Annotated in this window: 25 protein-coding genes and 2 pseudogenes; 12 read left to right on the top strand and 15 right to left on the bottom strand. The window is 59.2% G+C overall.

The features are described 5' to 3' along the window. The 3 genes from PSH97_RS11940 to PSH97_RS11930 are packed head-to-tail and all read right to left on the bottom strand — an operon-like array spanning position 1 to position 2,730. Positions 1-1,242: an NAD(P)/FAD-dependent oxidoreductase gene (locus PSH97_RS11940; RefSeq protein WP_305449348.1), complete on the bottom strand. Its 1,242-nt coding sequence runs from the start codon at positions 1,240-1,242 to the stop codon at positions 1-3. Between the two features lie 18 nt (positions 1,243-1,260). Then, positions 1,261-1,581, bottom strand: coding sequence for a MocE family 2Fe-2S type ferredoxin (locus PSH97_RS11935; protein ID WP_123359818.1), 321 nt, complete (start codon positions 1,579-1,581; stop codon positions 1,261-1,263). 36 nt (positions 1,582-1,617) lie between these two features. After that, positions 1,618-2,730, bottom strand: a complete 1,113-nt coding sequence (locus PSH97_RS11930; protein ID WP_305449347.1) for a fatty acid desaturase family protein — start codon at positions 2,728-2,730, stop codon at positions 1,618-1,620. Positions 2,731-2,912: 182 nt separating this feature from the next. Between PSH97_RS11930 and PSH97_RS11925 the strand changes: the two genes are divergently transcribed. Further along, on the top strand, positions 2,913-3,962 hold the full coding sequence (locus PSH97_RS11925; protein ID WP_305449346.1) for a LacI family DNA-binding transcriptional regulator: 1,050 nt from the start codon (positions 2,913-2,915) through the stop codon (positions 3,960-3,962). A 214-nt stretch (positions 3,963-4,176) separates the two neighbouring features. Here the strand turns inward: PSH97_RS11925 and PSH97_RS11920 are convergent, their stop codons facing one another. Continuing rightward, a complete protein-coding gene (locus tag PSH97_RS11920) occupies positions 4,177-6,198 on the bottom strand; it encodes a sigma-54 interaction domain-containing protein (protein ID WP_305449783.1) in 2,022 nt (673 codons plus the stop codon). Between the two features lie 200 nt (positions 6,199-6,398). Here PSH97_RS11920 and PSH97_RS11915 point away from each other — a divergent pair, with 200 nt between their 5' ends. From PSH97_RS11915 to PSH97_RS11905, 3 genes are all read left to right on the top strand, one after another. Continuing rightward, entirely contained in the window at positions 6,399-7,421 is a 1,023-nt protein-coding gene (locus tag PSH97_RS11915) for a Gfo/Idh/MocA family oxidoreductase (protein WP_305449345.1), read from the top strand. After that, positions 7,418-8,206 (top strand): TIM barrel protein, encoded by a 789-nt coding sequence (locus PSH97_RS11910; RefSeq protein WP_305449344.1) that lies wholly within the window; start codon positions 7,418-7,420, stop codon positions 8,204-8,206. Before PSH97_RS11915 ends, PSH97_RS11910 begins: the two co-directional genes overlap by 4 nt. A gap of 98 nt (positions 8,207-8,304) precedes the next feature. Next, positions 8,305-9,231 (top strand): sugar ABC transporter substrate-binding protein, encoded by a 927-nt coding sequence (locus tag PSH97_RS11905; RefSeq protein WP_052962983.1) that lies wholly within the window; start codon positions 8,305-8,307, stop codon positions 9,229-9,231. A 115-nt stretch (positions 9,232-9,346) separates the two neighbouring features. Here the strand turns inward: PSH97_RS11905 and PSH97_RS11900 are convergent, their stop codons facing one another. Then, positions 9,347-9,739: a GFA family protein gene (locus PSH97_RS11900; protein ID WP_305449343.1), complete on the bottom strand. Its 393-nt coding sequence runs from the start codon at positions 9,737-9,739 to the stop codon at positions 9,347-9,349. A gap of 150 nt (positions 9,740-9,889) precedes the next feature. Here PSH97_RS11900 and PSH97_RS11895 point away from each other — a divergent pair, with 150 nt between their 5' ends. The 3 genes from PSH97_RS11895 (at position 9,890) to PSH97_RS11885 (ending at position 11,581) form a co-directional block, all read left to right on the top strand. Next, the gene (locus PSH97_RS11895; RefSeq protein WP_305449342.1) at positions 9,890-10,189 is read left to right on the top strand and encodes a hypothetical protein; all 300 of its coding nucleotides are present in this window, start codon (positions 9,890-9,892) and stop codon (positions 10,187-10,189) included. A gap of 109 nt (positions 10,190-10,298) precedes the next feature. After that, on the top strand, positions 10,299-10,778 hold the full coding sequence (locus PSH97_RS11890; protein WP_305449341.1) for a VOC family protein: 480 nt from the start codon (positions 10,299-10,301) through the stop codon (positions 10,776-10,778). Positions 10,779-10,840: 62 nt separating this feature from the next. Further along, positions 10,841-11,581 (top strand): Mut7-C RNAse domain-containing protein, encoded by a 741-nt coding sequence (locus PSH97_RS11885; protein ID WP_305449340.1) that lies wholly within the window; start codon positions 10,841-10,843, stop codon positions 11,579-11,581. 327 nt (positions 11,582-11,908) lie between these two features. Here PSH97_RS11885 and PSH97_RS11880 read toward each other — a convergent pair whose 3' ends face one another. After that, the gene (locus tag PSH97_RS11880; RefSeq protein WP_305449339.1) at positions 11,909-13,624 is read right to left on the bottom strand and encodes an amidase; all 1,716 of its coding nucleotides are present in this window, start codon (positions 13,622-13,624) and stop codon (positions 11,909-11,911) included. A 218-nt stretch (positions 13,625-13,842) separates the two neighbouring features. Then, positions 13,843-13,947: pseudogene (locus PSH97_RS11875) on the bottom strand (LysR family transcriptional regulator); the annotation flags it as partial. Here PSH97_RS11875 and PSH97_RS11870 point away from each other — a divergent pair. Then, positions 13,938-14,177 (top strand): annotated as a pseudogene (locus PSH97_RS11870) (oxidoreductase); the annotation flags it as partial. The pseudogenes PSH97_RS11875 and PSH97_RS11870 overlap by 10 nt on opposite strands. A 27-nt stretch (positions 14,178-14,204) precedes the next feature. Here PSH97_RS11870 and PSH97_RS11865 read toward each other — a convergent pair. Both PSH97_RS11865 and PSH97_RS11860 read right to left on the bottom strand, forming a co-directional pair. After that, positions 14,205-16,106, bottom strand: coding sequence for a potassium transporter Kup (locus PSH97_RS11865; RefSeq protein WP_305449338.1), 1,902 nt, complete (start codon positions 16,104-16,106; stop codon positions 14,205-14,207). Positions 16,107-16,257: 151 nt separating this feature from the next. Beyond that, positions 16,258-16,878, bottom strand: a complete 621-nt coding sequence (locus tag PSH97_RS11860) for a cell wall hydrolase (protein ID WP_305449337.1) — start codon at positions 16,876-16,878, stop codon at positions 16,258-16,260. Between the two features lie 189 nt (positions 16,879-17,067). Here PSH97_RS11860 and PSH97_RS11855 point away from each other — a divergent pair, with 189 nt between their 5' ends. After that, positions 17,068-17,919: a CAP domain-containing protein gene (locus PSH97_RS11855; RefSeq protein ID WP_305449336.1), complete on the top strand. Its 852-nt coding sequence runs from the start codon at positions 17,068-17,070 to the stop codon at positions 17,917-17,919. Between the two features lie 35 nt (positions 17,920-17,954). Further along, entirely contained in the window at positions 17,955-19,313 is a 1,359-nt protein-coding gene (gene chrA / locus PSH97_RS11850) for a chromate efflux transporter (protein ID WP_305449335.1), read from the top strand. A gap of 1 nt (position 19,314) precedes the next feature. On the opposite strand, the gene PSH97_RS11845 is transcribed toward chrA, so the two are convergent. From PSH97_RS11845 to PSH97_RS11825, 5 genes are all read right to left on the bottom strand, one after another. Next, positions 19,315-19,713, bottom strand: coding sequence for a DUF5329 domain-containing protein (locus tag PSH97_RS11845; RefSeq protein ID WP_305449334.1), 399 nt, complete (start codon positions 19,711-19,713; stop codon positions 19,315-19,317). Positions 19,714-19,785: 72 nt separating this feature from the next. Further along, entirely contained in the window at positions 19,786-20,022 is a 237-nt protein-coding gene (locus PSH97_RS11840; RefSeq protein ID WP_305449333.1) for a hypothetical protein, read from the bottom strand. Between the two features lie 124 nt (positions 20,023-20,146). Then, on the bottom strand, positions 20,147-20,383 hold the full coding sequence (locus PSH97_RS11835; RefSeq protein ID WP_305449332.1) for a hypothetical protein: 237 nt from the start codon (positions 20,381-20,383) through the stop codon (positions 20,147-20,149). 60 nt (positions 20,384-20,443) lie between these two features. After that, on the bottom strand, positions 20,444-21,232 hold the full coding sequence (locus PSH97_RS11830; RefSeq protein ID WP_305449331.1) for a DeoR/GlpR family DNA-binding transcription regulator: 789 nt from the start codon (positions 21,230-21,232) through the stop codon (positions 20,444-20,446). A gap of 111 nt (positions 21,233-21,343) precedes the next feature. Beyond that, positions 21,344-22,237, bottom strand: coding sequence for a LysR family transcriptional regulator (locus PSH97_RS11825; RefSeq protein WP_305449330.1), 894 nt, complete (start codon positions 22,235-22,237; stop codon positions 21,344-21,346). Positions 22,238-22,322: 85 nt separating this feature from the next. Here PSH97_RS11825 and PSH97_RS11820 point away from each other — a divergent pair, with 85 nt between their 5' ends. Next, on the top strand, positions 22,323-23,156 hold the full coding sequence (locus tag PSH97_RS11820) for an NAD(P)H-dependent oxidoreductase (RefSeq protein WP_305449329.1): 834 nt from the start codon (positions 22,323-22,325) through the stop codon (positions 23,154-23,156). 1,299 nt (positions 23,157-24,455) lie between these two features. Then, a complete protein-coding gene (locus PSH97_RS11815) occupies positions 24,456-24,674 on the top strand; it encodes a PLD nuclease N-terminal domain-containing protein (protein ID WP_305449328.1) in 219 nt (72 codons plus the stop codon). Positions 24,675-24,851: 177 nt separating this feature from the next. Here the strand turns inward: PSH97_RS11815 and PSH97_RS11810 are convergent, their stop codons facing one another. Then, complete coding sequence (locus tag PSH97_RS11810) at positions 24,852-25,055, bottom strand: hypothetical protein (protein WP_305449327.1); 204 nt, start codon at positions 25,053-25,055, stop codon at positions 24,852-24,854. Positions 25,056-25,102: the final 47 nt, after the last annotated feature.

Here is a 25,102-nt window from a genome sequence, read left to right as displayed (position 1 = left end):
TCAGTTCCTCAACAGTTGTTTGAGCGGTACATCGGCGTCGGCCAGAGCGTTCACCGAAAGGGGGTTATGTTGGGCAATCAGTCGTTCGCACAGTTTGATGTCCTTGGCGATGCTATTCCCCTCGCCCCAGCCGCAAGCGCCTTGCAAACGTTGTTCGGCATCGAGGTAAAACAACAGGAAACCGCCACCGGGAGTTGTCCGGCTCGCGGTGGGTTGTGTGTTTGCGATCACGCCCACGATCTGCAATCCCCAGTCGTATTGATCGGACCAAAAACCGGGAATGACGTCGAAGGGCAACTCGCCGCCCAACAGATTGAGGGCGGCGTGACGACCTTGGGTCTCGGCGTTGCGCCAGGTTTCCTGACGTTGGAAAACGCCTTGTGGGTGCAGCCGAAACTCACAGACATCGCCCGCCGCAAAGATGTCCGGCGCACTGGTGCGCAGTTGGGCATCGACGCGGATGCCCTGGCCGACCTCAAGTCCTGCAGCCGCGGCCAGTTCAGAATTGGGTTGCATGCCGATGCCTACCACCACCAGGTCGCAGGGCAGCCACTGGCCGTCGACCAGTTGCACGGACTCAACGTGAGTAACGCCCTGCACTGCCTCAATGGCCACATTCAGCCGGACATCCACGCCCTGACTGCGATGCAGTTCCTGTAGGACACTGGACAGTTGCTCCGGCAACACCCGCCCCGCCAAACGCGGACCGGCCTCGAGCAAAGTCACCGTGCAACCCAAGGTCCGGGCGGTGGCGGCAACTTCGAGTCCGATAAAGCCGCCGCCGATGATCACCACCCGGCTGCCAGGCTGCAACGAAGCGCGCAGTGCCAGCGCCTCGTCATGGGTGCGCAGATAAAGCACGTTGAGTAGATCCTCGGGCACCGAGGCGAGTCTGCGCGACCGCCCTCCCGTCGCTAATAACAGACGGGTGTAATGCAGCCAACTGCCGTCGGCCAGCTGCAGACGATGCTGCGGCGGATCCAGGCGTTTCACCGGGTTGCCGGCCACGTGTTCGATGTCCAGATCGGCGAGCTGGGCGGTGTCGCACAGGCTGTAACCCGCCAGATCGACCGTGCCTTGCAACAGCCCCTTGGACAGCGGCGGACGTTCATAGGGCGGGTGAGACTCGTCGCCTATCAGAATCAGGCGACCGCTATAACCTTCGCTGCGTAAGGTCAGGGCCGCGCGGCCACCCGCATGCCCGGCGCCGACGATGATCAATGGAGCATTGGCAGGATTCATGGCACAGACTCCGCGCAGTTAAACCGTGATCGCGAGCAGGACACGCCCCGCCTCGACCCGGACTTCATAGGTCTTGAGGTTGACGCACACCGGTGCGCCAAGGGCCTTGCCGGAGCGGTAGTCGAAACGTCCGTTGTGCTTGGGGCACTCAACGACATGCTCCATCACCAGGCCATCGGCCAAGTGGATGGACTCATGGGTACACAGGCCCGCGGTGGCGAAAAACTCGCTGTCGGCGGAGCGGTAGACGGCATAGGTGTGCTGGCCATGGTCGAAGCGAATGACATCTTCTTCGTCGATATCGCCCACGGCACATACATCGATCCATTGATCGGTCATGGCGTTTTCTCTTGTAGTGGTACAGACAGGAAGGTGTCAGGCCGGCGTTACTTCAGGCTCTGCCTGGACGTTGGCGGCCGGCGCTGCGCGTTGTGGCAAAGGACGAGAGACGAAATAAGTCGGGTCTTTGCGCTGCTTCCAGATGGTCGGGATGATTTCCTTGAAGGCCTCGAACAGGCTGGTGTAAGGCGGCGGGCAGTCGTGGCGAATCTCTTCGTGAAGCTGCGCCAGCGCATGAAACGGCACCATTGGATACATGTGGTGCTCAAGGTGATAGTTCATGTTGAGGTACATGAAGCGCAGCACCGGGTTCATGTAAATCGTGCGGCAGTTGCTGCGGTGATCGAGTACGTCCTCAGCCAGGCCGACATGCTGCGACAGCCCGAACAGGTAAGATAGCCAACCGCCATAGAGGGTCGGCAGACCAATAAACATCAGCGGCAACCAGCTCTGCAGATAAAGCGCAGTGCCCACGGTAAGCGCATAAATCGCTAGCCAGACGCGTGCGTCCCTCACCACCTTGGGCCACTCGGATTCAGGGATGAACGTCTGTTCTTCTTCACCCATCCGCCCTACCGCATGCTTGCAGACTGACCACATCGTGTTCAACGCATAAGGCATTCTGAACAGGCTCAGCACCATATTGATCAGGCTTGGCGGACGTGGTTCGACGATCTCCGGATCGCGGCCGACGATGACGGTGTCGGTGTGGTGCCGTGCATGGCTCCAGCGCCAGACTTGGGGTTCGAACATGAACATGAAGCTCGACAGCTGGTAGACCCCATCATTCATCCAGCGGGTTTTGAACGCTGTACCGTGACCCGCTTCGTGCCACCGGGCATTGGACGCCGTGCCGTAGAGCAGCCCGTAGACGAAGAAGAACGGAACGCAGGCCCAGGAGCCCCAGAACCAGTAACCGCCGAACCCGGTCACGACCATCGCCGACAGCCAGATCGCGGTATCAAGCAAGGCCGGGCCATCGCGGCGCTGCATCAATTCCTTCATGCGTTTACGAGAAATGGGGGATTGGTACCAGCTTGCCGATACCAGGCCTTTTTGCGCCGCTCGGGCGGCTTCGGGGCCGGTCAATCGATAATCCCGAGGCATGGGTTTACCGGGGTTTTCAAAGGCTGCGTTTTGTTCAGGCATCTTATTGTTCTCCGCAAGCTTGATTGTTTTAGGCACTTGCTTCGATGCGGGATTACATCGCTGGAGAAAATATAGAGAGCGCAGAAATCACCCTCAAGCCCTTGAATACATTCCCTATCAAGCTATCATCCAGGCCCATTGAAGCTTGATAGTTTTCTATCAAAGCGTTTGCGGGGGCCGCCATGAACAACAACAAACGCCCAACCATCGCCACCGTTGCCGAGCACGCGGGCTTGAGCGTCGCCACCGTGGACCGGGTGCTCAACGCCAGGGCTCCGGTCAACCCGGACACCGCCGAGCAGGTATTCCAGGCCGCCGAAGCGGTCGGTTATTTCGCTGCCAGGCTGATCGGTCAGCGGATCCGCGAACGTCGTCCCACCTATCGTTTCGGCATCCTCTTGCTCGGCACCGCCCAGGCGTTTTATGGCAACGTGGCCACCGCCATCACCGAAGCGGCGCAGCGTCAGGCTGGTGCCAACCTGAGCATTCAATTCGAGTACGTCTTCGATCGCACGCCCAGCGCGATCATTGCCCAGATCGAACAACTGGCGGTGCAGTGCGATGGTCTGGCGGTGGTCAGCTTCGCGCATCCGCAGATCAATGCCGCCATCGCGCAGATCAGAGAGGCCGGCGTGCCGGTGATCGCGCTGCTGTCCGACATTCATGAGACGGCGGATGAGCCTTACGTCGGCCAGGATAATCACGAGGTTGGGCGAACCATGGGTTGGCTGATGGCTCACACGTGTGGCGCCCGCAAAGGCAGCGTCGGGGTGTTGCTCGGCGGCCACCGTTTTCTTGGCCATCAGGCGCGGGTCGAGGGGTTGCGCAGCTACCTGGCGGAGCGCGCCCCAGGGTTGCGGCTGCTGGAAGCGGTGATCAATCTGGACAATTGCGACATCACCGAAGAGGCGACGCTGGACCTGCTGGCACGGCATGACGACTTGCGCGGTTTGTGCGTGGTCGGCGGTGGCGGCGACGGGGTCATCAATGCCCTGTCGCAGTTGCCGAAGCAGCCGTCACTGTGCTGCATTCTGCAGGAGTCGACCGAGCTGTCGCGACAAGCCCTGGATCAGGGATTGATCAGCCTGCTGATCGACTCCCAGCCGCGATTGCTGGCAGCCGCGCTGGTCGACTTGTTGGTCGAGCTACAGACCACGCCGGACTTCGATCCGATACGGCATCGAATCCATATTCCGTTGCAGATCATCACCTCAGAGAACGCCCGTCACTGAACTCTCCCCATCAAAGGTTAATGCTGCGAGGCATTCTTTGTAGCAGCTGGCGAAGCCTGCGTTCGGCTGCGCAGCAGTCGTGAGTCCGGCTGACGCGGTCTGCCTGACGTACCGCAACTTCTGGTTTTGACGACTGCTTCGCAGCCGAACGCAGCCTCGCAAGCTCGACAGCTGCTACAGATCGCATTACGGCTTAAGTGATGAGCATTACCCATCAGAAATTGGGTTCCGAACGAAAAGCATCGGCACTCAGCCCGAATCGATTCATCTTGTTGTACAACCCGCCACGAGAAACATTCAGTTGCCTCGCGGCCAGGCGAATGTTGCCGCGGGTATCCCTGAGGGCCGCGATGATCGCATTCATTTCATGGGTGCCGAGGTCCAGGGCAGCCCGGGGTTCGGGCACACTTCCCGGCGCCGGCTGACGTAGCCTTTGCTTGATCTCAAGCGGTAGATCACCCGGCTGGATCAGTTCGGTTACCGCCAGATTGGTCGCGCGCTCAATGGTATTTTCCAACTCGCGAACATTACCCGGCCAGCTATAGGCCGAAAGAATATCCAATGCCTCTGGCGAGATGCCCTGCACCGATTTACGCAACGATCGGGTGCAACGATTAAGAAAGTGTCGCGCCAGCAATGGAACATCTTCCCGACGCATCCGCAGCGGCGGAACCGTCAGGTTCAACACATTGAGCCGGTAGTAAAGATCCTCACGGAAGGCGCCATCGGCAACCGCCTGGCTCAGGTTGCGGTGGGTGGCGGCGATGATGCGTACATCCACTTGCTGGGATTTTTTTGCGCCCACACGAGTCACCTCACCTTCCTGCAAAACGCGCAGCAGGCTGACTTGGGCATCGAAAGACATGTCACCGATTTCGTCGAGGAAGATCGTTCCGCCATCGGCCAGTTCGAACTTCCCGGCAGAGCCTCCACGGGCCGATCCGGTGAAGGCGCCCTCGACATGACCGAACAGTTCGCTCTGCACCAGATCTCGCGGAATGGCCCCGCAATTGACCGCCACAAAAGGACCGCTGCAACGCTCGCTGGCATTATGGATTGCCTGGGCAAACAGCTCCTTGCCGGTACCGCTCTCACCGAGGATCAGCGTGGTCGAGTCACTGCGACTGGCAATCCGTCCCAGGTGCAACACGTCTTGTATGGCTCGCGAATTGCCTTGAATGGTCTCGAAGGTGTAGCTGGCTTGAGTGCCGATAATCCGCCGGGTAATTTCCCGGACGCGCCTGTTCTCGCGCAACGAAACAATGCGCCCACCCTGCTCCAGTGGGCACACCGACACCAGACACGCCAAGAGGCTGCGATCATGCAACTCAAACGTGCAATCCAGATCTCTTATCCCTTCATACTGCTGCCCTTCCCCGCCGCGCAGCAGAATCTCATCGGTCAGTTCGCTCTGGCCCAGACGCTGGAAGGGGCTGCCCAACAGGTCCCGGCCGACGCGGAACAATTGCCGAGCATAGCGGTTGAGCGCCTTGATGCAGCCCCGCTCATCCAGCACCACAAGGCCCTCGTTGAGCACTTCGAGAACGGTTTGCTGTTCTTCCAGCAGAGCTTGAAGTGCCATCTGCCGCGAGACCGCTTCGGCCGCCGCCTGGACGGTGCCCAGCGTATGGAAATGAAACCAGCCCGGCTCGGCGGTCAAGGTCAGCATGGCCAGCGTCCTGCCCTGCGCATCCCTGATCGGCGCGGCAGCACAATGCATGCGTCGCCGACGCAGGCCGATCCCGAAGTTTTCCTCGGCCAGCACATACACCAGGCGATCTTCGGCAATCGCCAGTCCGGTGCAGTTGGTGCCCTGCACCGACTCCAGCAGTCGACTGCCCACAGGCGTGAGGTCCAGGCCGCAGAAATACAGGGTCGTGCCTACTGCATCGGTCAGATTGATATGGCCCCTGGGGTTGTAAGCCAGCAATCCCTTCATGACCTCCGCCGCCGCGGCAATCAAGGCGCGATTGGCCGCAAGCGTTGCGGCCAGAACAGCCGGGGCGACAAACCGGTATTCACCATCATCAGGATCGAGGCCGGCACTAACGCTGCGCAGCCAAGAGTCCCAGATAACCTGCCTGACCCCCGCAGGTCGATCGATGCGCCCTTTGAGGCAAGCCAGCCAAGCCTGGTCCAGCTCGGCGATCGGTCCTTCGTTCAACGATGCAGGCCCGAGCGCGGTGATGTAATCGAGGTCTTGCGGGCTGAAGGCTGTTAGCTGTGGGTTCACCATCATCGATCCGCTTCTATGTTCACGTTTTAGACATGTCAGTGTAGACATGTCATGTGAATGAACACATCTTTCAATCAGTATTAATTAACTCCTTAAATATCAGTCGTTTATACATTGGCACAGCCCTTGCTCTCTTGATTTACGCCAGCGAGAACATTCCTGCTGCGAGTCATTGAACAACAATAAAAGGGAGTCATTTCATGAGTACGTCCAAGATCATCCGCCTGGGTCTCATCGGTGCTGGCCGCATGGGCAGCTTTCACGGCCTGACTGCCGCCAGACACATTCCCGGCGCCTGCCTGGCCGCCATCGCCGACCCTACACCCGGTCAAGCCGCGCGCCTGGCCGCAGAGTTGGGTGTGCAACGGGTCTATACCGATCCACAGCAACTGCTCGATGACCCGGAAATAGACGCTGTCTTGATTGCCGCCCCCGCCCGCAGCCATGCCGAACTGGTGATCAGTGCGGCCCGGGCCGGCAAAGGCGTGTTTTGTGAAAAACCCATGGCCATCACCCTCGATGAGGCCGACCGTGCCATCGCCGCAGCCGCCGATGCGCGCGTGCCGCTGCAGGTCGGCTTCAACCGCCGCTTCGCCAAAAGCTTCCGGGCCGCCCACCTGGACGTGGTCGCAGGCCGTATCGGTACGCCGCAACTGCTGCGCTCGCTCACCCGCGACCCGGCGCTGAACAATCCAGCCGCCTCGCCGCAGTGGGTGATTTTCCTCGAAACCCTGATCCATGACTTCGATACCCTGCGCTACCTCAATCCCGGTGCCGAAGCGGTCGAAGTTTTTGTCATGGCCGATGCCCTGATTGCACCGGACTTCAAGGACAAGGGCTTCCTCGACACCGCCGTGGTCACGATCCGTTTCGACAACGGCGCCATCGCGACGGCCGAGGCCAACTTCCAGGCCGTGTATGGCTACGATGTTCGAGGGGAAGTCTTCGGCAGCGCTGGCATGCTGACCATGGGCAGCCTCAATGACTCTGACCTGGTGCGCTATCTGGCCAATGGCATCCAGGCCGACACCCAGCGCCTGGACACCGACCTGCTGCGTGATGCCTATGTGGCCGAACTCAATCACTTTGTCGACTGTCTGCGTACCGGTGAAAAACCGCTCGCCAGCGGCGAAGATGCCCGGGCAGCACTGGCCATTGCCCGCGCATGTATCGAGTCGTTCCAGCAGGGCAAACCTGTGCGCGTGCAAGGAGCCCATTCATGAGTTTCACACCGTTCAAACTGGCGATCAGTGCCGAAATGGTCTTCCTCGACTTGCCGTTCACAGAGCGCGTCAAACGCATTCACGCGCTGGGTTTCAGCGCTGAACTCTGGGACTGGACGAAGAAAGACATTCCGGCCCTTGTCGCCACGGGCGCTGACTTCACCTCCATGACCGGCTACATCTCGGGCAACCTGACCGCCCCCGAAGACATCCAGCACCTGCTCGACAGCGCACGAGAATCGCTGGCCGTCGCCGCACAACTGAATTGCCCGAGTCTCAACCTGCATGGCACTGGCCTGGGCGACCAAGGTTTGCCGGTCAAACCCGTGGCCCACACCACCGGACGCATGTGGCTGAGCGCCTGCAAGACCCTGGAAAAAATCGCTCGCCTGGGCGAAGACGCAGGCCGGGTATTCTTGCTGGAAAACCTCAATACCGAGGTGGACCACCCCGGCACTCCCTTCGCTCGCGCCGACGATACCCTGGCGCTGATCGAGGCCGTGGGCAGCCCTCATTTGAAGATGAACCTGGACCTTTACCATGCCCAGATCGGCGAAGGAAACCTGATCGAACTGATCCAGCGCGCAGGCAGCGCCATCGGGGAAATTCAGGTTGCCGATGTCCCCGGCCGCATGGAACCCGGCACCGGCGAAATCCATTATCCGGCCATTGCCAAAGCCTTGTTCCGCATGGGATACACCGGTGTCGTCGGGCTCGAGGGCTGGGCCAGCGGCGACAGCGAAGCGGCACTTGAACGCTTTCGACAAGCCTTCACGCTGGATTGAGGACCCTGGCGCTCTCGACGGGTTTGATTCAGAGAGCGCCAGAAACACCACGTTTGATCTTGATGAATTTCAACTCATAACAAAAAGGAAAAACCATCATGCGTCGCTGCACACTTCTTTTTGCCACGCTGTTATTCCTCTTCAGCCAATGGGCCGCTGCCAGCTATCGCATCGGCGTCAGCATTGCCAGGGTTGACGACAACTTCATGACCTATGTGCGCAGCGGCCTGGAAGATGCCGCCAGGAAGGAGAACGTCCAGATCCAGTTCGAGGATGCCCAGGGCGATGTGGTTCGCCAGCTCAATCAGATTCAGGGCTTTCTCGGCCAGAAAGTGGATGCCGTCATCGTCCTGCCCGTGGACACCGCCGCCACCGCCAACATGACTCGCGCCGCCGTCGAAGCGAAAATCCCGCTGGTCTACGTCAACCGCCATCCGGACGAACGCGTCCTGCCCAAAGGCGTGGTCACGGTGGCGTCCAACGACGTTGAGGCCGGGCAACTGCAAATGCGCTACCTGGCCGACAAGATGGCGGGCAAAGGCAACATCGCGATCATCATGGGCGACCTGGCGCAAAACTCCACGCATGACCGCACCGAAGGCGTCAAACAGGTGCTCAAGGATTATCCCGGGATCAAGATCGTCGAACAACAAAGTGCCGAGTGGCAGCGCAACAAAGGGATGGACCTGACCAGCAACTGGCTGCTGGCCGGCACCGGCTTCGATGCCATCGTTGCCAACAACGACGAGATGGCCATCGGCGCCGCCATGGCACTGCAGCAAGCCGGCAAAGCCAAGGGCGAAATTGCAATTGTCGGCATCGACGGCCTGCCTGACGGCCTCGCGGCCATCAAGCGCGGAATGCTCGTAGCCTCCGTCTTTCAAGACCCCAAAGCGCAAGCGACTAGCGCGCTGCAAGCGGCCATCAAAATGATCAAAGGGGAACCGGTCGAAACGGATGTCTGGGTGCCCTTTCAACTGATCACGCCGGAGCAGGTAGCAGTGTTTGAGCAGCATTATAAATAGGGTCAAACGGTTGCGTGGTTAATCGAGTTGATTGCTGACCATGTTGACGGGCAGCAATCGACCATTACCCGACATCGCGGTCGTGGCCGGGCGCCCTCGCACCGTGCGTCGCGACCTACTCCTCAAAACGCCCCGTGCCCTCACGATCACGCTCATATCGTCGCGCGAGCGGAAACGGCGGCAACCAGGATTCTCGACGGATAATCCAGCTTTCGTAGGTTGGCGTCAGTTGGTCAGGGGAATCCAGGGATCCCAGGTTCACTTCGATTTCGTCACCGGTGCGGGCGAAAACGGAGGAGCCGCAGCGGGGACAGAAAAACCGCCCGGCATAGTCGCGTGTTTCGCCCTCGATCGTCACTGCGTCCTGAGGGAATATCGCGGAGGCGTGAAACAGCGCCCCATGATGTTTGCGGCAATCGAGACAGTGACAAAGACCGACCCGGTATGGGAGGCCCGACGCCTCGATTCGGACGTTGCCGCACAGGCAACCGCCGGTGAATCGGTCCATGCTGCGTCTCCTCTCATCAAGCGATGGTTGTGACCTTGCAAACGCCAATTATCGAGTGGTTGCGAAAATACTAGCGAAGCCACCGCCATGGGTCGACTAATCTAAGTAGAGCACAAGCACAAACACGCCTCTAGCCTCAGGGGAAACGGGATGATCAGAAAAACAGCGCACCAATGCTCGTCATGGGTCCTGCCCTCCCTGCTCGCCATCAACCTGGCGCTGATGGCGGGATGTGCAGGCAAAGCTTCCACGGCTCGCTATTCGGCCTCAAACATGGGCTCAAGCTGCTACGCAAAAGCGATACCCACTGTCGGCGAAGGCGGCCTGGCGTGGGGCGATACCTTGAGCATGGCTCGCAAAAAATCCATGGATAATTGCATCCGCTATGCCGGCCGATCCGGTGGTACGCCCAATACCTGCCAGGTGGTGTTGTCGGAGTGCAAAAATTAATAAAGCGTCATCGAAGCGGTCCATTCTGTTCGCGGTCAATCGCCTAAACAAACGCCAGTCGGTCATGACCGAGAGCACTGAATAACACGCCATTTTGGAGAACCCAGAGATGATCAGCAAAAACACGATTTGTCTCTGGTACGACGGCTCCGCGCTGGAAGCTGCGACGTTCTACGCCAAGACGTTCCCGGACAGCGCTGTGGGAACCGTCCTTCACGCGCCTGACGACTATCCGGCGGGCAAACAGGGCGATGTCTTGACGGTCGAGTTCACGGTGATGGGCATCCCTTGTCTGGGGCTGAATGGAGGCCCGGCGATCAAGCACAACGAGGCTTTCTCGTTCCAGGTTGCGACCGATGACCAAGCCGAGACGGACCGCTTGTGGAATGCGATTGTCGGAAACGGCGGCCAGGAAAATGTATGCGGCTGGTGCCAGGACAAGTGGGGACTGTCATGGCAGATCACACCACGGGTTCTGACAGCTGCGATAAACGATCCTGATCGAGCAGCGGCCAAGCGCGCATTCAACGCCATGATGGAAATGGGCAAGATCGACATCGCAGCGATTGAAGCGGCCTTGAAGGGTTGACCAGCGTTGGAAGATGTCCGGACCAGACTTACTCATCCTGCAGCCCTGCCATACTGTTGAGCATGACCAGTGCAACCTTCCGCTTCTACGAGGAGCTCAACGATTTTCTGCCGGCCGAACGGCGGCGGCAGTCCTTCACCTGCAAGTGCGCGCGAGGGGCGACGGTCAAGCACATGATCGAGGCGCTCGGAATCCCGCACACCGAGGTCGAACTGGTGCTGCTCAACGGCGAGTCGGTGGGCTTCGAGCGGGTGATCTTCGACAGTGACCGGCTGGCGGTGTATCCCAAGTTCGAAGCGCTGGACATCAGCCCGCTGCTCAAGGTTCGTGCGCAACCTTTACGGGTGCTGCGCTTCGTCGCTGATGCGCACCTTGGCGGGCTGGCCAACCTGCTGCGCATGAGCGGCTTCGACACCCTCTACGACAATGGCTTCGAGGATAGCGAGATCGCCGAGATCGCTGCGCAGCAAGGACGCATCGTGCTAACCCGCGACCGCGAACTGCTCAAGCGGCGGATCATCAGCCACGGCTGTTACGTGCATGCCCTGAAACCGTCGCTGCAGCTGCGCGAATTGTACGAGCGCCTCGACCTGGCGCGTAGCGCGCGGCCATTCAGCCTGTGCCTTCATTGCAACCTGCCGCTGCACGAGATAAGCCCGGAACAGGCCCGGTCGCAGGTACCGCCACGCATTGGCGTTCTCTATTCACACTTCCTGCGCTGCGACGCCTGCCAACGGGTTTACTGGGAGGGGTCGCACTGGCGCAGCATGTGTGCACTGCTGGCACCTCTGCTGGGCCGATAGCCGAGCGCATCGGGCCGTGCCACCATCGAAGCAGCGGTGATGAGGCGGACGTCTACGTCAGGAAACATCGATATAAGTCGGTCTTCGATGCTATGCAAACCCGAGGAACGACAGGATAACCACGACGATCACAATTACCCCGACGATGTAGATGATGTTGTTCATGAAATCCACCTCTCAACCTGGACAGGACTGCGTTAGAAAGACAAGGCACTGCACCTTTGCCGGGAACACGCATCGGCAGCGCTGCAAAATATTTTTGCGAGCGGCTGGCTTACCGTTACCAGGCGGGATTGGAGCGTGTACCGAGCCGCAATCCCGCCCTTCCTATTTCTGACCACCGGATAACGGTGGGGTTCGAGGCGGAATCAATCGCTTCGTCCCCGTTGACTCAAATGCCGAAGCCAAGCGCAGCAGCGTCGAGTCGTCATAGGCACGACCGGCGAAGGTCAGCCCGACGGGCATGCCGATGTCCGGCATCACGCCCATCGGCACCGTGACCGTGGGAACACCCAGGTGGCGGATGGCGAGGTTGCCGTTGGCGACCCAGACACCGTTACTCCACGCGATGTCCGCAGACTTCGGATCGACATCGGCATTCGCCGGCCCCACGTCGGCCACCGTCGGGAAGATCACTGCGTCGAGCCCCAACCGATCCATCCAGTCTTCAAGATCAATTCGACGGGTCTGCTCAAGGCCGCGCAGTCCGTCAGGCACCGTGGTGATCTGGTCCCAAGGGGTGATGCCGCGCTCGGCCATCCGCACATACTCGTCCATGCCAGCGGCAAGGTCGCCCTCCCGGTTGGGCAGCGTCCCTGGGTCGTGCGGGAAAATCAGTGGTCCGTTCACATCGACCAGGCGATTGAGTTTTGGATCGCCGTTGGCCCGCAGAAAATCGTCGAACGCCCAGGCCGTCAGATCCCACAACTCATGGTGAAGGAATTCTTTGGAAACCAGGCCCCGGTTAAACACCGTCGGCGCACCAGGACGATCGCCCTCGCAATTGGAGACCAGCGGGAAGTCGACCTCGATCACTTCGGCGCCAAAGGCTTCGAGTGCCTTGCGAGCCTCTTCCCAGAGCCCGATCACGGAGGGACGAGTGTTGATTCGCTGGCCCGTCGGACCGCCGATCCCAGGCGCATCGCTCGTGCCTGCCTCGGGATCCGCGTTGATGTACATACGAGGAACGCCGAAGCGCTTTCCGGCGAGGGCATCGGTATTTGCGGCAAGCGACCCATAGGAAGCGGGACGCACCGAGGCGACGCTCGGGATGGGCACCCAGGGTTGCATCCGCCACAGATCGCCCCGTGTGTCGGGATCGTCCGCTACCACCACGTCGAGCACTTCGAGCAGGTCGGCCATGGTTCTGGCAAACGGCACGACAACGTCCATGGTCGGCGTCAACGGCCAGTTCCCGCGCACCGAGATCACTCCGCGCGAAGGCGTGTAGGCACACAAACCATTGTTCGACGCCGGGCCACGGCCGCTCGACCAGGTTTCTTCGGCGAGGCCGAATGCCGCGAAACTGGCGGCGGTTGCAGTACCGGCGCCGTTCGATGAGCCCGATGCGAAGGGAGCGGTGAGATAGTCAGCGTTGTACGGGCTCTCCGCACGGCCGTAGACACCGCGTTGCATGCCGCCGTTGGCCATGGGCGGCATATTGGTCTTGCCCAGACAAATCGCGCCAGCGGCACGAAGCCGCTCGATGGTGAACGCATCGCGATAAGCAATCAGGTTCGCGAAGGCGGGACTTCCAGAGGCTGCGGTAAGCCCCTTCACCAGATAACTGTCTTTGGCCGTATAAGGGATGCCATCGAGCGGCCCCAGCGTCTCGCCCTTGGCACGACGGGCATCGGACGCCTGCGCTTCCTTGAGCGCATCGGGGTTGCGAACCACCACGGCGTTGAGGGCGGTGGGCGTGTCAGGGCCGTCGTAGGCATCGATCCGGGCGAGATAGGCCTGGACCAATTCAACCGCCGTCGTCTGGCCCGATTCGAGCGCAGCACGCAGTTGGGCAATGGAAACCTCGGTGACCTCAATCATGCTGTTACCGCCGGCTGCTGAAGGGTGACTGGATCTTGGGCTCAAAGACATCACTTATCTCAAAATGGGTTTTTGTATCGGTTCTCGTTGCACTGGATCAGCGCGGTCGATTACTCACAATACGTGCTTAGCGTGCGATCAATACGCGGTGAGTACGTTCTACCCGTGATTGTGCATAAGATTAGAGAAAGAACCCACTCCATGAACAGCCCGGGACGCTACGCATCCTGAAGCCGTTCACGCAGAAACTCGATAAACCGCTGGGTTTTCGCCGGCAACAGCCGTGTCTCGGTGAGGGCGTAAACCGAAACGGGTGAAGCCCTACTACGCACAGCGCGCCGGTGCCGGGCTGATCATCTCTGAAGGGGTGTTCCCTGTGGCTCTGGGCAAGGGTTATGTGCGCACTCCCGGTATCGAAACCGCCGAGCAAGTGGCCGCCTGGAAGCAAGTTTCCGAAGCGGTACATGCTCGCGGCGGGCGGATCTTCATGCAGCTGATGCACTGCGGACGTATTTCGCACCCTTCGCTGTTGCCTGACGGCGCCCTGCCACAGGGATTGTGTTTGACTGACCGTTGCCGTCTACATCTCAACCTGCGTGCCCAGCTCGATCACACGATTGAGCGGCAACTTGAAGTATTTGAGGTTGCTGTTGGCGTTCTTCAGCAAGAACGCGAACAGGCTTTCGCGCCAACGGGCCATGCCGATACGTTTGGTCGGGATAACAGTCTCCCGGCTGAGGAAGTAAGTGGTGCGCATCGGGCTGAAATCCAGCTCTTTCAAATGGCAAAGGCTCAACGCCAGCGGTACGTCGGGCTCCTCGATAAAACCAAAGTGCAGACTCACTCGAAAGAACCCTTCCCCATAAGCCTCGACCTCGAATCGCCGATCCGCAGCCACACGCGGACTGTCTTCGGACACCACGGTGAGCAACACCACCTGCTCGTGCAGCACCTGGTTGTGCAACAGGTTATGCAACAGGGCATGAGGGACCGCATCAGCCCTGGCCGTCAGAAATACCGCTGTACCCTGTACACGATGGGGTGGTTGCGAGCCGATGCTGCTGATGAACAACGGCAGCGGCAACGAGGTTTCGTCCAGTCGCTCGACAATGATCTTTCGGCCGCGTTTCCAGGTGGTCATCAAAATGAACAGGGCAATACCGGCGATCACCGGGAACGCACCGCCCTGGAAGATCTTTGGAGCGTTGGCGGCGAAGTACAGGCTGTCCACCATGAGAAAACCCAACAGCATCGGAATAGCCAGCCAACGAGGTGTTTTCCAAAGCAGCAATACGACGGCCGACGACAGAATGGTGGTAATCAGCATGGTCCCCGTCACCGCCACGCCATAAGCCGCCGCCAGCGCACTGGACGATTCAAAGCCGATGACCAGCAATACGACGCCGACCATCAACGCCCAGTTCACCATGCCAATATAAATCTGCCCCTGCTCCTGACTGGAGGTGTGCTGGATAAACATACGCGGCACGTAACCCAACTGAATGGCTTGGCGAGTCAGTGAGAACGCCCCGGAAATCACGGCCTGGGAAGCGATGATGGTGGCCAGTGTCGACAGCGCGACCATTGGCAGCAGCGCCCAGTCAGGTGCCAACAGATAGAACGGATTACGTACCGCTTCAGGGTTCCCGAGGATCAGCGCGCCTTGGCCAAAGTAGTTGAGTAGCAGGCCGGGGAGTACCAGGATGAACCAGGCACGAGCAATGGGTTTGCGACCAAAATGGCCCATATCGGCATACAGTGCTTCAGCACCGGTCAATGCCAACACGACGGCGCCCAGAATGGCGACGCCAATGCCCGGATGAACCACGAAGAACCGCACGGCCCACACAGGATTGAGCGCTTGCAGCACTTCCGGGCGTTGCAGGATGCCGTGAATACCGAGAATACCCAGCACCACGAACCACAGCACCATGACCGGGCCGAACAGAATGCCGATACGCGCCGTGCCATGTTTCTGTATCAAGAAAAGTAAGACCAGGACGACAAGGGACAACGGAACAACCCAATGCTCGATGCCATCATACGCAAGCTGTAGCCCCTCAACCGCCGAGAGCACCGAGATGGCCGGGGTGATCATGCTGTCGCCGTAAAAAAGTGCCGCGCCAAACAGGCCAAGCAACACCAGCACCCGGCTCATCTTGGGATACGGCGCCGCGGCCCGCCGTGCCAGTGCCGTCAAGGCCATGATGCCCCCCTCGCCCTGGTTGTCGGCGCGAAGGATAAACAGCACGTACTTGATCGAGACGACCCAAAGCAGTGACCAGAAGATCAACGACAGAATGCCCAGCACACCGTCGTGATTGGCCTGGACTCCGTAGTGACCGGCGAACACTTCTTTGAGGGTGTAAAGAGGGCTGGTGCCGATATCCCCATAAACCACGCCCACCGCGGCGACGAGCAAACCCACTCCCGAGGTTTTGGAATGGGATTCTTCAAGGGCAGGGATTGCTGTTTCGCTCACGGGTCGCTTCTCGATAAAGAGGAAGAATTGCAGGCATATCGATGATCAAAAAACGCGGCCAGTATCATTGCGGGGAAGAGTAACCAACGTAAAAAAACCGTAAAATTTTACCGGCAGCACCCTCCCCCAATGATCATCAAGCGATTCGCGCCTACTGCGCCGTCCCGCCACGAGGTTTATAGAACAGGAACTTCCGGGTCTCGGCCGTCCTGATGTATTTCTTCGCCCAGGCGGGCTTTACCGTTCTGTCGTGGAAATACAAAGCACCATGGGTGCGGTCCTTGAGTTGCTTGTTGAGCGCCTTGCGCGCGATTTCCTTGGCGAGGACATATTCGTCGTCTTCCTTTACCTGATCGGCACGTCCGTCGCACCACCACGAAAACTGGCAGGAGCCCGTTTCAGAACCCTGCTTGACCACCGCGCACACCGTTTCGGGAAAACCCTCATGGCCGAGCCGATTCATGACCACGCTGGCGACAGCTTCCATGTCCGCGCCGGCGATACCTTTGGCTTCCCAATAGATGCTGCGTGCAAGGCAGGTGATGGCATCGTCCAGAGGGGCTGCGCCTGCCGGATCGACCGCCTGCACTTCGGAGGGGGTGATGACCGCGGACTTGGGCACCGCAAGGTCGCTGTCCTTCTCGGCGGCTTTCTCTTCCAGGACCTGCGCCTTGTCTTCAGCCACTTCCTGTTTTTGCTCCTGCTCAGTCGCCAACACCTGGCCGCACAGAAGGATGATTGCGAAGCAGGTGACTACCCATTTTAATCGCATGGTCGATCCTTCCGATGACACTGGCTTGGGCAATGAAACGGCGACGTTGTAGCGCTGACCTGCTGTGATTGTAGTCGTCGCCAGTCATTCCAGCCGCCTGACAATAAACGCGTTTCGGCGCAAAAAGGCATTGCGTCCGCAGGGGTGAAATCGCGCATCATGGACGCAGTCCGTCCAAGGGAGATTTTCATGCGCAGCCTGTCATCCGTTTTGCATCTTGCCGTGTTGTCATTCGGGCTGGTGTTCAGTGTCGCCGCGTCGGCGGCCGATGAAACGCAGCTGGTCGAGTCGATCAACGTTTACCGCAGCCAGGCGCAGCGCTGCGGCGGCCAGGCGTCTTCGGAGTTGCCGCCGCTGGCGAGCGATCCGCGCCTGGTCCTGTCCGCAAACAGTATCGGTGACTTGCAGCAGGCACTGGCCCGCGCGGCTTATCCGATGGTCAATGTGCAGGCGATCAGCCTGTCTGGCCCGCGTGATGCGCCGTCCGCCATGAAAGCGATTCAGGAGAGCTTCTGCCAAGTAGTGCTGGACCCGCAATTCGTCGACATCGGCGTCAGCCGCGATGGCCGTGAATGGCGCATTGTGCTGGCGCGTCCGCTGTTGACCGGGCGTTTGGGCGACTGGCAGGCGGAGGGACAGAAACTGCTTGAAGCGATGAACAGTGCCCGCGCTCAGACGCGCCAGTGCGGCACTCAAGCCTTTACCGCCACGACGCCGCTGGCGTGGAACGCCACACTGGGGACCGCAGCCGAAACCCACAGCCGGGCCATGGCCAACAATAACTACTTCGATCACAAGGACCGCGATGGCCGCACGCCGGGTGATCGGGCCGAATTGGCGGGTTATGCCGGTCAGCAGGTCGGCGAGAACATCGCCGCCGGGCAAGACACCGTGCGCAAAGTGGTCGATGGCTGGCTGGCCAGCCCGGGCCATTGCGCCAACCTGATGAACCCGCAATTTCGCGAGCTGGGGGCGGCCTATGCCGTCGACCCGAAGAGTGATGCGGGCATTTACTGGACGGCAATGTTTGGCACGCCGTAAAGACCTGAATCAACCGTTGAAAAAGGAATCGTGATTTGAATAAAGCCCCCTCTTCGACCGTCGAACAGGACCTGTCGAAGCCTGAGGCCATCAGCCTGCGGGAAGCGTTTCTGTTCTGGCTGAAACTCGGCTTCATCAGTTTCGGCGGGCCGGCCGGACAGATCTCGATCATGCACCAGGAGTTGGTGGAGCGCCGACGCTGGATCTCGGAACGGCGTTTTCTGCATGCCCTCAACTACTGCATGTTGCTGCCTGGGCCTGAGGCTCAGCAGTTGGCGACCTACATCGGTTGGTTGATGCACCGGACGTGGGGCGGCCTGATTGCCGGCGCGCTGTTTGTGCTGCCTTCGCTGTTCATCCTGATCGCGTTGTCCTGGGTGTACATCGCCTTTGGCGAAGTGCCGGTGGTGGCCGGGCTTTTTTATGGGATCAAGCCTGCCGTGACCGCCATTGTGGTGCAGGCGGCCCACCGGATCGGCTCGCGGGCATTGAAGAACAACTGGCTGTGGGGGATCGCCGCGGCGTCATTCACGGCCATCTTCGTATTCAATGTGCCCTTCCCGTTGATTGTGCTGGGCGCTGCGATTATCGGTTATTTCGGCGGACGACTGGCGCCTGAGAGGTTCCGCACCGGGGGCCACAGTGCGACGAAAAAGTCCTTCGGCCCGGCTTTTATCGACGACGACACCCCGCCTCCCGAACACGCCCGTTTCAGCAGTTTTAAATTATTGCGCCTGTTGCTGGTGGGCGCGGCGTTGTGGGTGTTGCCGATGGGAATTCTCACAGCCCTGTTCGGCTGGGAAGGCACCCTCACCCAGATGGCCTGGTTCTTTACCAAAGCGGCGTTGCTGACATTCGGCGGCGCGTATGCCGTGCTGCCTTATGTGTATCAGGGCGCCGTCGGCCACTATGGCTGGCTGACACCCACGCAGATGATCGATGGCCTGGCACTCGGCGAAACCACCCCCGGGCCGCTGATCATGGTGGTGGCTTTCGTCGGTTTTGTCGGCGCCTATGTTCAGCAGGTGTTCGGCCCTGATCATGTTTTCCTGGCCGGCGCCCTCGCTGCCACGCTGGTGACCTGGTTCACCTTCCTGCCTTCGTTCCTGTTTATTCTCGCCGGCGGCCCGTTGGTGGAGTCGACACACAACGAACTCAGGCTCACCGCGCCGCTGACCGCGATTACTGCGGCGGTGGTCGGCGTGATTCTGAATCTGGCGTGTTTTTTCGGCTACCACGTGCTGTGGCCCAACGGCTTCAGCGGCCAACTCGACTGGCCTTCGGCGCTGATCGCCATTGCAGCGGCCATCGCCTTGTTCCGTTTCAAGCGGGGGGTGATCGAGGTGCTGCTGGGCTGCGGGCTGATTGGATTGGCGGTGCATCTGCTGCGCTAAATCAATAACCTTGCCGTTGCCTCTGTAGCTCAGTCTTCAGCCAGAGGCCGGCGGGTTGCATGCCTGCCGGACAGCGCACTTCATAGGCGAGGCCACTCTTGCTGCTCTGGGTGGCCGCCAGCTCAATGAAGTCTTCTGCGCTGTTTACCTTGTCGTGTTCTTCAAGGTACTCCAGCTTCTTCTCCAGATGCGCCCGGGCCTGAGGGCCGGGGTATTCGCTGTCGTTGCGCACAAACCGGCATTCGCTGTGCTCGATAAAGTCCAGCAAGCCGTTTATTTCCTGAATGGCCTGAGGTGAGATTTGTGCCTGGGCATTGAACGCCATGACGGTCAGGCCGATACCCGCCGCGATCAGCCATTGGCTAAAGGTACGAGCGATGGATTCGGTCAGAGTTCGCATGGTTATACCTCGCATGACCAACAGCCGATCAGAGCAGTGCCAACCACCGCTCTGAAGCCTGATGGATAGGTGTCAATCGTCGTCCCGGTCGTCATCATCCCGGTCCCGGTCGCGATAACGACGGCGCTCGTAATCGCGGTCGTCACGGCGATCATAGTCTCGATCATAGCTCCGATCATGGTCGCGACGGTATTCACGACGGTGATCATGATCCCGATCGTACCTGTCTCCATCTTCCCAGTGAGGATAGCAACCTCCCAGCAGGAGAGTACTTGCAATGGTCAGGGTCATTATCGCGATGCGCTTCATTTGAACGTCCTAAAAGGTCAGGGCTGCGGGGATGAGGTGACGCTGGCGGCGAATTCAACTGCCGTGCGTTCAAACCCATCAATACGACCTTCCAACCGATCAATGATTCATTCAGCGCTTGGCCTTACAGCGTCCTCTGGCTGTTCCCGATGGTTTTCGCTTTTTCGATGGCCCAGTCCAGTGCGGCTTCCATGTCCAGCAGATGCGGTGACGGGTGGTTGTCCTCAACGATGACCGAACCATCCGGCCGGTAAACACCGATGAACATCCCCAGTGAACCGTCTCGCAATATCTCGGCCTTAACCTTGATCGTGCATCCGTTCGATAGCGTTTCCGAGTGGATTATATGGCGCTCAGTCATGGCTGCATTCCTCCCGTCGTAGCTATCAGCGTAACTCATACATCGCTGAGCGCATGGCCACTAAGCGTTCACCTGCACCACTTCGATCCCCATTTTTTGATAGTCCTCGACATTGCCCGAGGCCAGGTGACGTTCAGTGATCAGGGTATGCACGCGGTTGCAAGGCGCGACAACGAAGGGCTCCACCGCCCCCAATTTGTCGGCGGTGGTGACGGCAATCACGTGGGAAGCACTGGCGAGCATCGCCTGCTTCACCGGTACTTCATCGAAATGCAGAGAGCTGATGCCGACTTCCGGATGAATGGCGCAGACCCCGGTGAACAGCAGATCGGCCTTGATGCTCTCGATCAGTCGCACCGTTTCATGCCCACCGCAAGACATAGTCGCGGGGTTGAGCTGACCACCGGCGACGATCACCGTGATGCCTTTGTATTCGGCGAGAGTGATCGCGATCATCGGCGACGCGGTGATGGCCGTGATGGAGATGTCAGCGGGCAGCGAGCGGGCGATCTGCAGCGTGGTGCTGCCGGAATCGAAAATCACGATCTGACCATCTTTGACGCGGCATGCGGCGAGTTGGGCCAGCCGGGTTTTCACCTCATCGGTTTCGCCGACCCGGGTGAAGTAATCCTTGCCCGTGTCCTTGGGTCGGGGCAGCGCCCCGCCGTGGACCCGCTGCACCAGCCCAGCGCTGGCGAGTTCCGAGAGGTCTCGGCGAATGGTGTCTTCGGACACGGCGAAATGCTGGCTCAGCTCGGAGGCCATGACCTTGCCGTCGCGTTCGAGGATCAACAGGATTTTCTGACGGCGCAGCTGCGGGAGTTCGGCGGTGGAATGCTCGGCTTGCATGGTTATGCCTGTTTTTGCGTGTTTGTGCGAGATTAGCCAAACACCGGGATGAACACAACCAGCAGCAATGCCAGGCGCGGAACCTGTGGGATTGCGTTTAACTGAAATCAATCACAGCGCATTCACAATGAACTCACGCAACCATTGATGCGCTGGGTCGCGATGAACACGCTCGGGCCAGAGCATCGACATTTCGTAACCCGGGACATCAAGTGGTGCCTCGACCACTTCCAGCTCACGCACATCGCGAACCAGCCGCGACGGCAGCATTGCCACCATGTCAGTGCTCTCCACCACCGACCGCACAAACAGGAAATGCGGGACTGAAAGCACCACCCGGCGCGTCATGCCCACCGCCGAAAGCGCCTGGTCGGTGACACCCTGAAACGCCCCACCATCCCGTGACACGATCACGTGGTCGAGTTCACAGAACTGCGCCAGTGTCGGTCGCTTTTTCAATAGCGGATGGCCGGCACGGCCCACCAACACATACCGCTCGGTAAACAACGATCGGCGCCGCAAGCCGAGGGGAGCGTCTTCGCTGGTATGAAAAGCCAGATCGATTGCCCCCTGCTCCGCTTGTCTGGCGATCTGTGACGGAACCAGGTCAAACACCGCCAGACGCGTGCCGGGTGCTGCCGAGCGCAACCCACCCAACGCTGGCAACACGATGGTCGACTCACCGTAGTCGGACGCCATGACGTTCCACGTCTGCCGTGCCTCGGCTGGGTTGAAAGGGCTGGCGGGCGATACGGCGCGCTCCAAGGCTTCCAGTGCCTGGCGCAACGGCTCGCGCAACTCATCGGCCCTGGCCGTGGGCCGCATGCCCCGTGGCCCTGGCAGTAACAGCGGATCAGAGAAAATATCCCTTAATTTGGCGAGATGAACACTCACTGAAGGTTGCGACAAATTCAGCCGTTGCGCCGCACGGGTCACGTTGTGTTCCGAGAGCAAGACATCAAGGGTCAACAGCAAGTTGATGTCCAGACGTCGCAGATTATTCATGGCAATACCTGGCATATTGGTTATTCATTTCCAATATACCGGCTAAAGTCTGATTCTGCTGGCTCCTGACACTGGAGACTCAGCCATGAATGTTCTGCTTGTTTATGCCCATCCCGAACCCAAATCATTGAATGGTTCGCTCAAAGACTTTGCCGTCAAACGTCTGGAGGCTGCCGGCCACCAAGTGCAGGTCTCCGATCTATACGCAATGGACTGGAAAGCCTCACTGGATGCCGATGACAGCCCCGGCCGGCAAGCCGAATCGCGGTTCAATCCTTCCCTGGACTCCAAACTTGCCTTCGAAGAAGGCCGGCAAAGCCAGGACATCGTCCTCGAACAGGAAAAACTGCTCTGGGCCGATGCCGTCATTCTGCAGTTTCCGCTGTGGTGGTTTTCGATGCCGGCGATCCTCAAAGGCTGGGTGGAACGCGTCTATGCCTATGGTTTTGCCTATGGCGTAGGGGAACATTCCGATACGCGCTGGGGCAACCGCTACGGGGAAGGCAAACTCGCGGGCAAACGGGCGATGCTGATCGTCACCACGGGTGGATGGGAATCTCATTACAGCCCCCGAGGCATCAATGGGCCTATCGATGATGTGTTATTCCCGATTCAGCATGGCGTACTGTTTTACCCCGGCTTCGACGTGCTGCCACCGTTCGTGATCTATCGCACCAGCCGAATGGATGAAGCGAAATTTTCGACGACCTGCGATGCGCTCGGCCAACGGCTTGATGACCTCTGGAAGACCGCGCCGATTCCTTTCCGACCGCAGAATGCCGGGGCGTATGACATCCCGCAGCTGACTTTGCGCGCGGAGATTGCTCCGGATCAGACTGGGTTTGCCGCTCACGTCAGACAGGCGGAACGTGATGAGCCAGGCATGCGAGCCGCATCCGCAAAAGCGCGCGCCATGTAGAACAAACGCAACACCTCCTTGTAGCAGCTGCCGAAGGCTGCGTTCGCCTGTAGCAGCTGTCGAGCTCGCGAGGCTGCGTTCGGCTGCGAAGCAGTCGTAAAATCAGGCGTTGCGGTCCGTCAGACACACTGTGGATTCAGGATTTACGACTGCTACGCAGCCGAACGCAGCCTCGCGGGCTCGGCAGCTGCTACAAAGAATGCGTTGGGACTGAAATGGTTTAACCGACTCGTGAACACGAAAAAGCCCGCACAAGGCGGGCTTTGGAAATCGATGTAGGTGGCCAGTGCTGGTCTCTGGCTTACAAGGTTTATCGGGCCTCTCACAGAACAGGATTTTTAACTTTAGGCTGTTCTGCCTCACACGGCATAAGGGCTGGATCTCAGCGCGGAGATCTTTCTAACCGTGTACCCTTGGGAGCGCGCCCCACGCCTCCTCGCTATCCCTTTGCGCATCAGTCTGCGTCTTCACCTACAACTTCAGAATAGCAAATCGTTCGAGGCCTGGGGCAGGCTTTTTAGACCGATTCTTTTCTAGGGGAATGACCGCAGAATGGAAAAATACTAACGCCGCGGGACGGACTTCCATTACTTCTGTGCAGGAGCTGCCGAAGGCTGCGATATTTTGATATTCAGCACATGACAGTCCACGACTTCAAAAATCGTTGAGCGGAGAAATGGTGGTCTGTCCCGGTATTTCACGAACACCACTGTCATGTTCACCACCCGTGAAATGTCCCACATAAGGCATTTCCCCGATAACCATGAGAGATAGGTCCCAGGGCCATTAGTGGACCGCAAGCATAAAAGGACGATGTTAAAGACTGCCCCTCGTGAAGCTTGCAGACGGGTAACTTCAAGGGAACAGGTACAATTACCGCCCATAACGTTACGCCACACCACGCACGCGTGGTCAGGTCGCCATCTGTTTTCTGATAAGTCAAGGGAATGCGTGGTCGTTCCGGTTCCGGCGTTGTAACCACCACCCCGACACAACCAGAGAGAGACAGGAACATGGCTGTTACGGCAATGATTTTCTTGGGGTGAAACGGGAGTCGCATCGTTGGTTTCATCCGTAAATCCAATCGTCAGGCAATGGCAGTCGACAGAAATAGTCGAATCACGTTGAGACCGCTCGCGAGACTGTCAGGGCACAAAATAACTACTGAGTCCGAAACGCCGTGCGAAACACCGAGACGGACCACGATTTCAAAAACCGTTGAATTCCCAAGCCACCCCAAATTTAATGAACCCCGCCCCCACCCGCTCGCCTAACTGAATGACTATCAGGAGGTGACGAATGCAAATCGAAACAATCTGGATCGTGCTCGCAGCAGTACTTGTACTGATTGAGTTGTGGGCGATTAACCGAGTGCGTAAAGCCGAAGGCAAATCGAGCAACAAACTGGTGTGGATGGTGGTGATCGTGTTTGTGCCGCTGTTCGGGCTAATAGCATGGGCCTTGGCGGGACCGAAGCACATCGCCCACAACCCGCATTCACCGCAGACCAGACAATAACGCCGGATGGCGTGCGATAACGATCTGCGAACTGCGCAATTTCAAACGACAAAGCCCTGATGATTTGGGGCTTTGTCATTTCGGGCTGGAACACCCTCCGCAAATCCCGGAATGGTCGGCACTCACGCCGGCAACGTGCCAACACTCACTACGCGGTTCGGCCTGGATGAGTCAGCCTCACTCTGCTCGCGACTGTGTGAGCGACCACATCCAGACGCTCAATGCCACGAGCAATACCAAGGCGAGCACGCTTGGCCACAGGGGCATGGGGTACCCATTAACGAGAACCTCGGGGCGAATAATCAGGCGCCCCAGTTGCGCCAAGGCCATCAGTGCGTAGACGGTACCGGCCACTCGCAGCCCAATGATCCGGGATTTCATGCTGTTCTCCTCGACCTGGCTATGAACGTAACAGGCGAGCAAAAGCG

It is taken from the genome of Pseudomonas cucumis (genome assembly GCF_030687935.1).
Lineage (GTDB): Bacteria > Pseudomonadota > Gammaproteobacteria > Pseudomonadales > Pseudomonadaceae > Aquipseudomonas > Aquipseudomonas cucumis.
The sequence above is the reverse complement of the archived record's forward strand: the minus strand, read 5'-3'. Positions and strand labels throughout refer to the sequence as shown.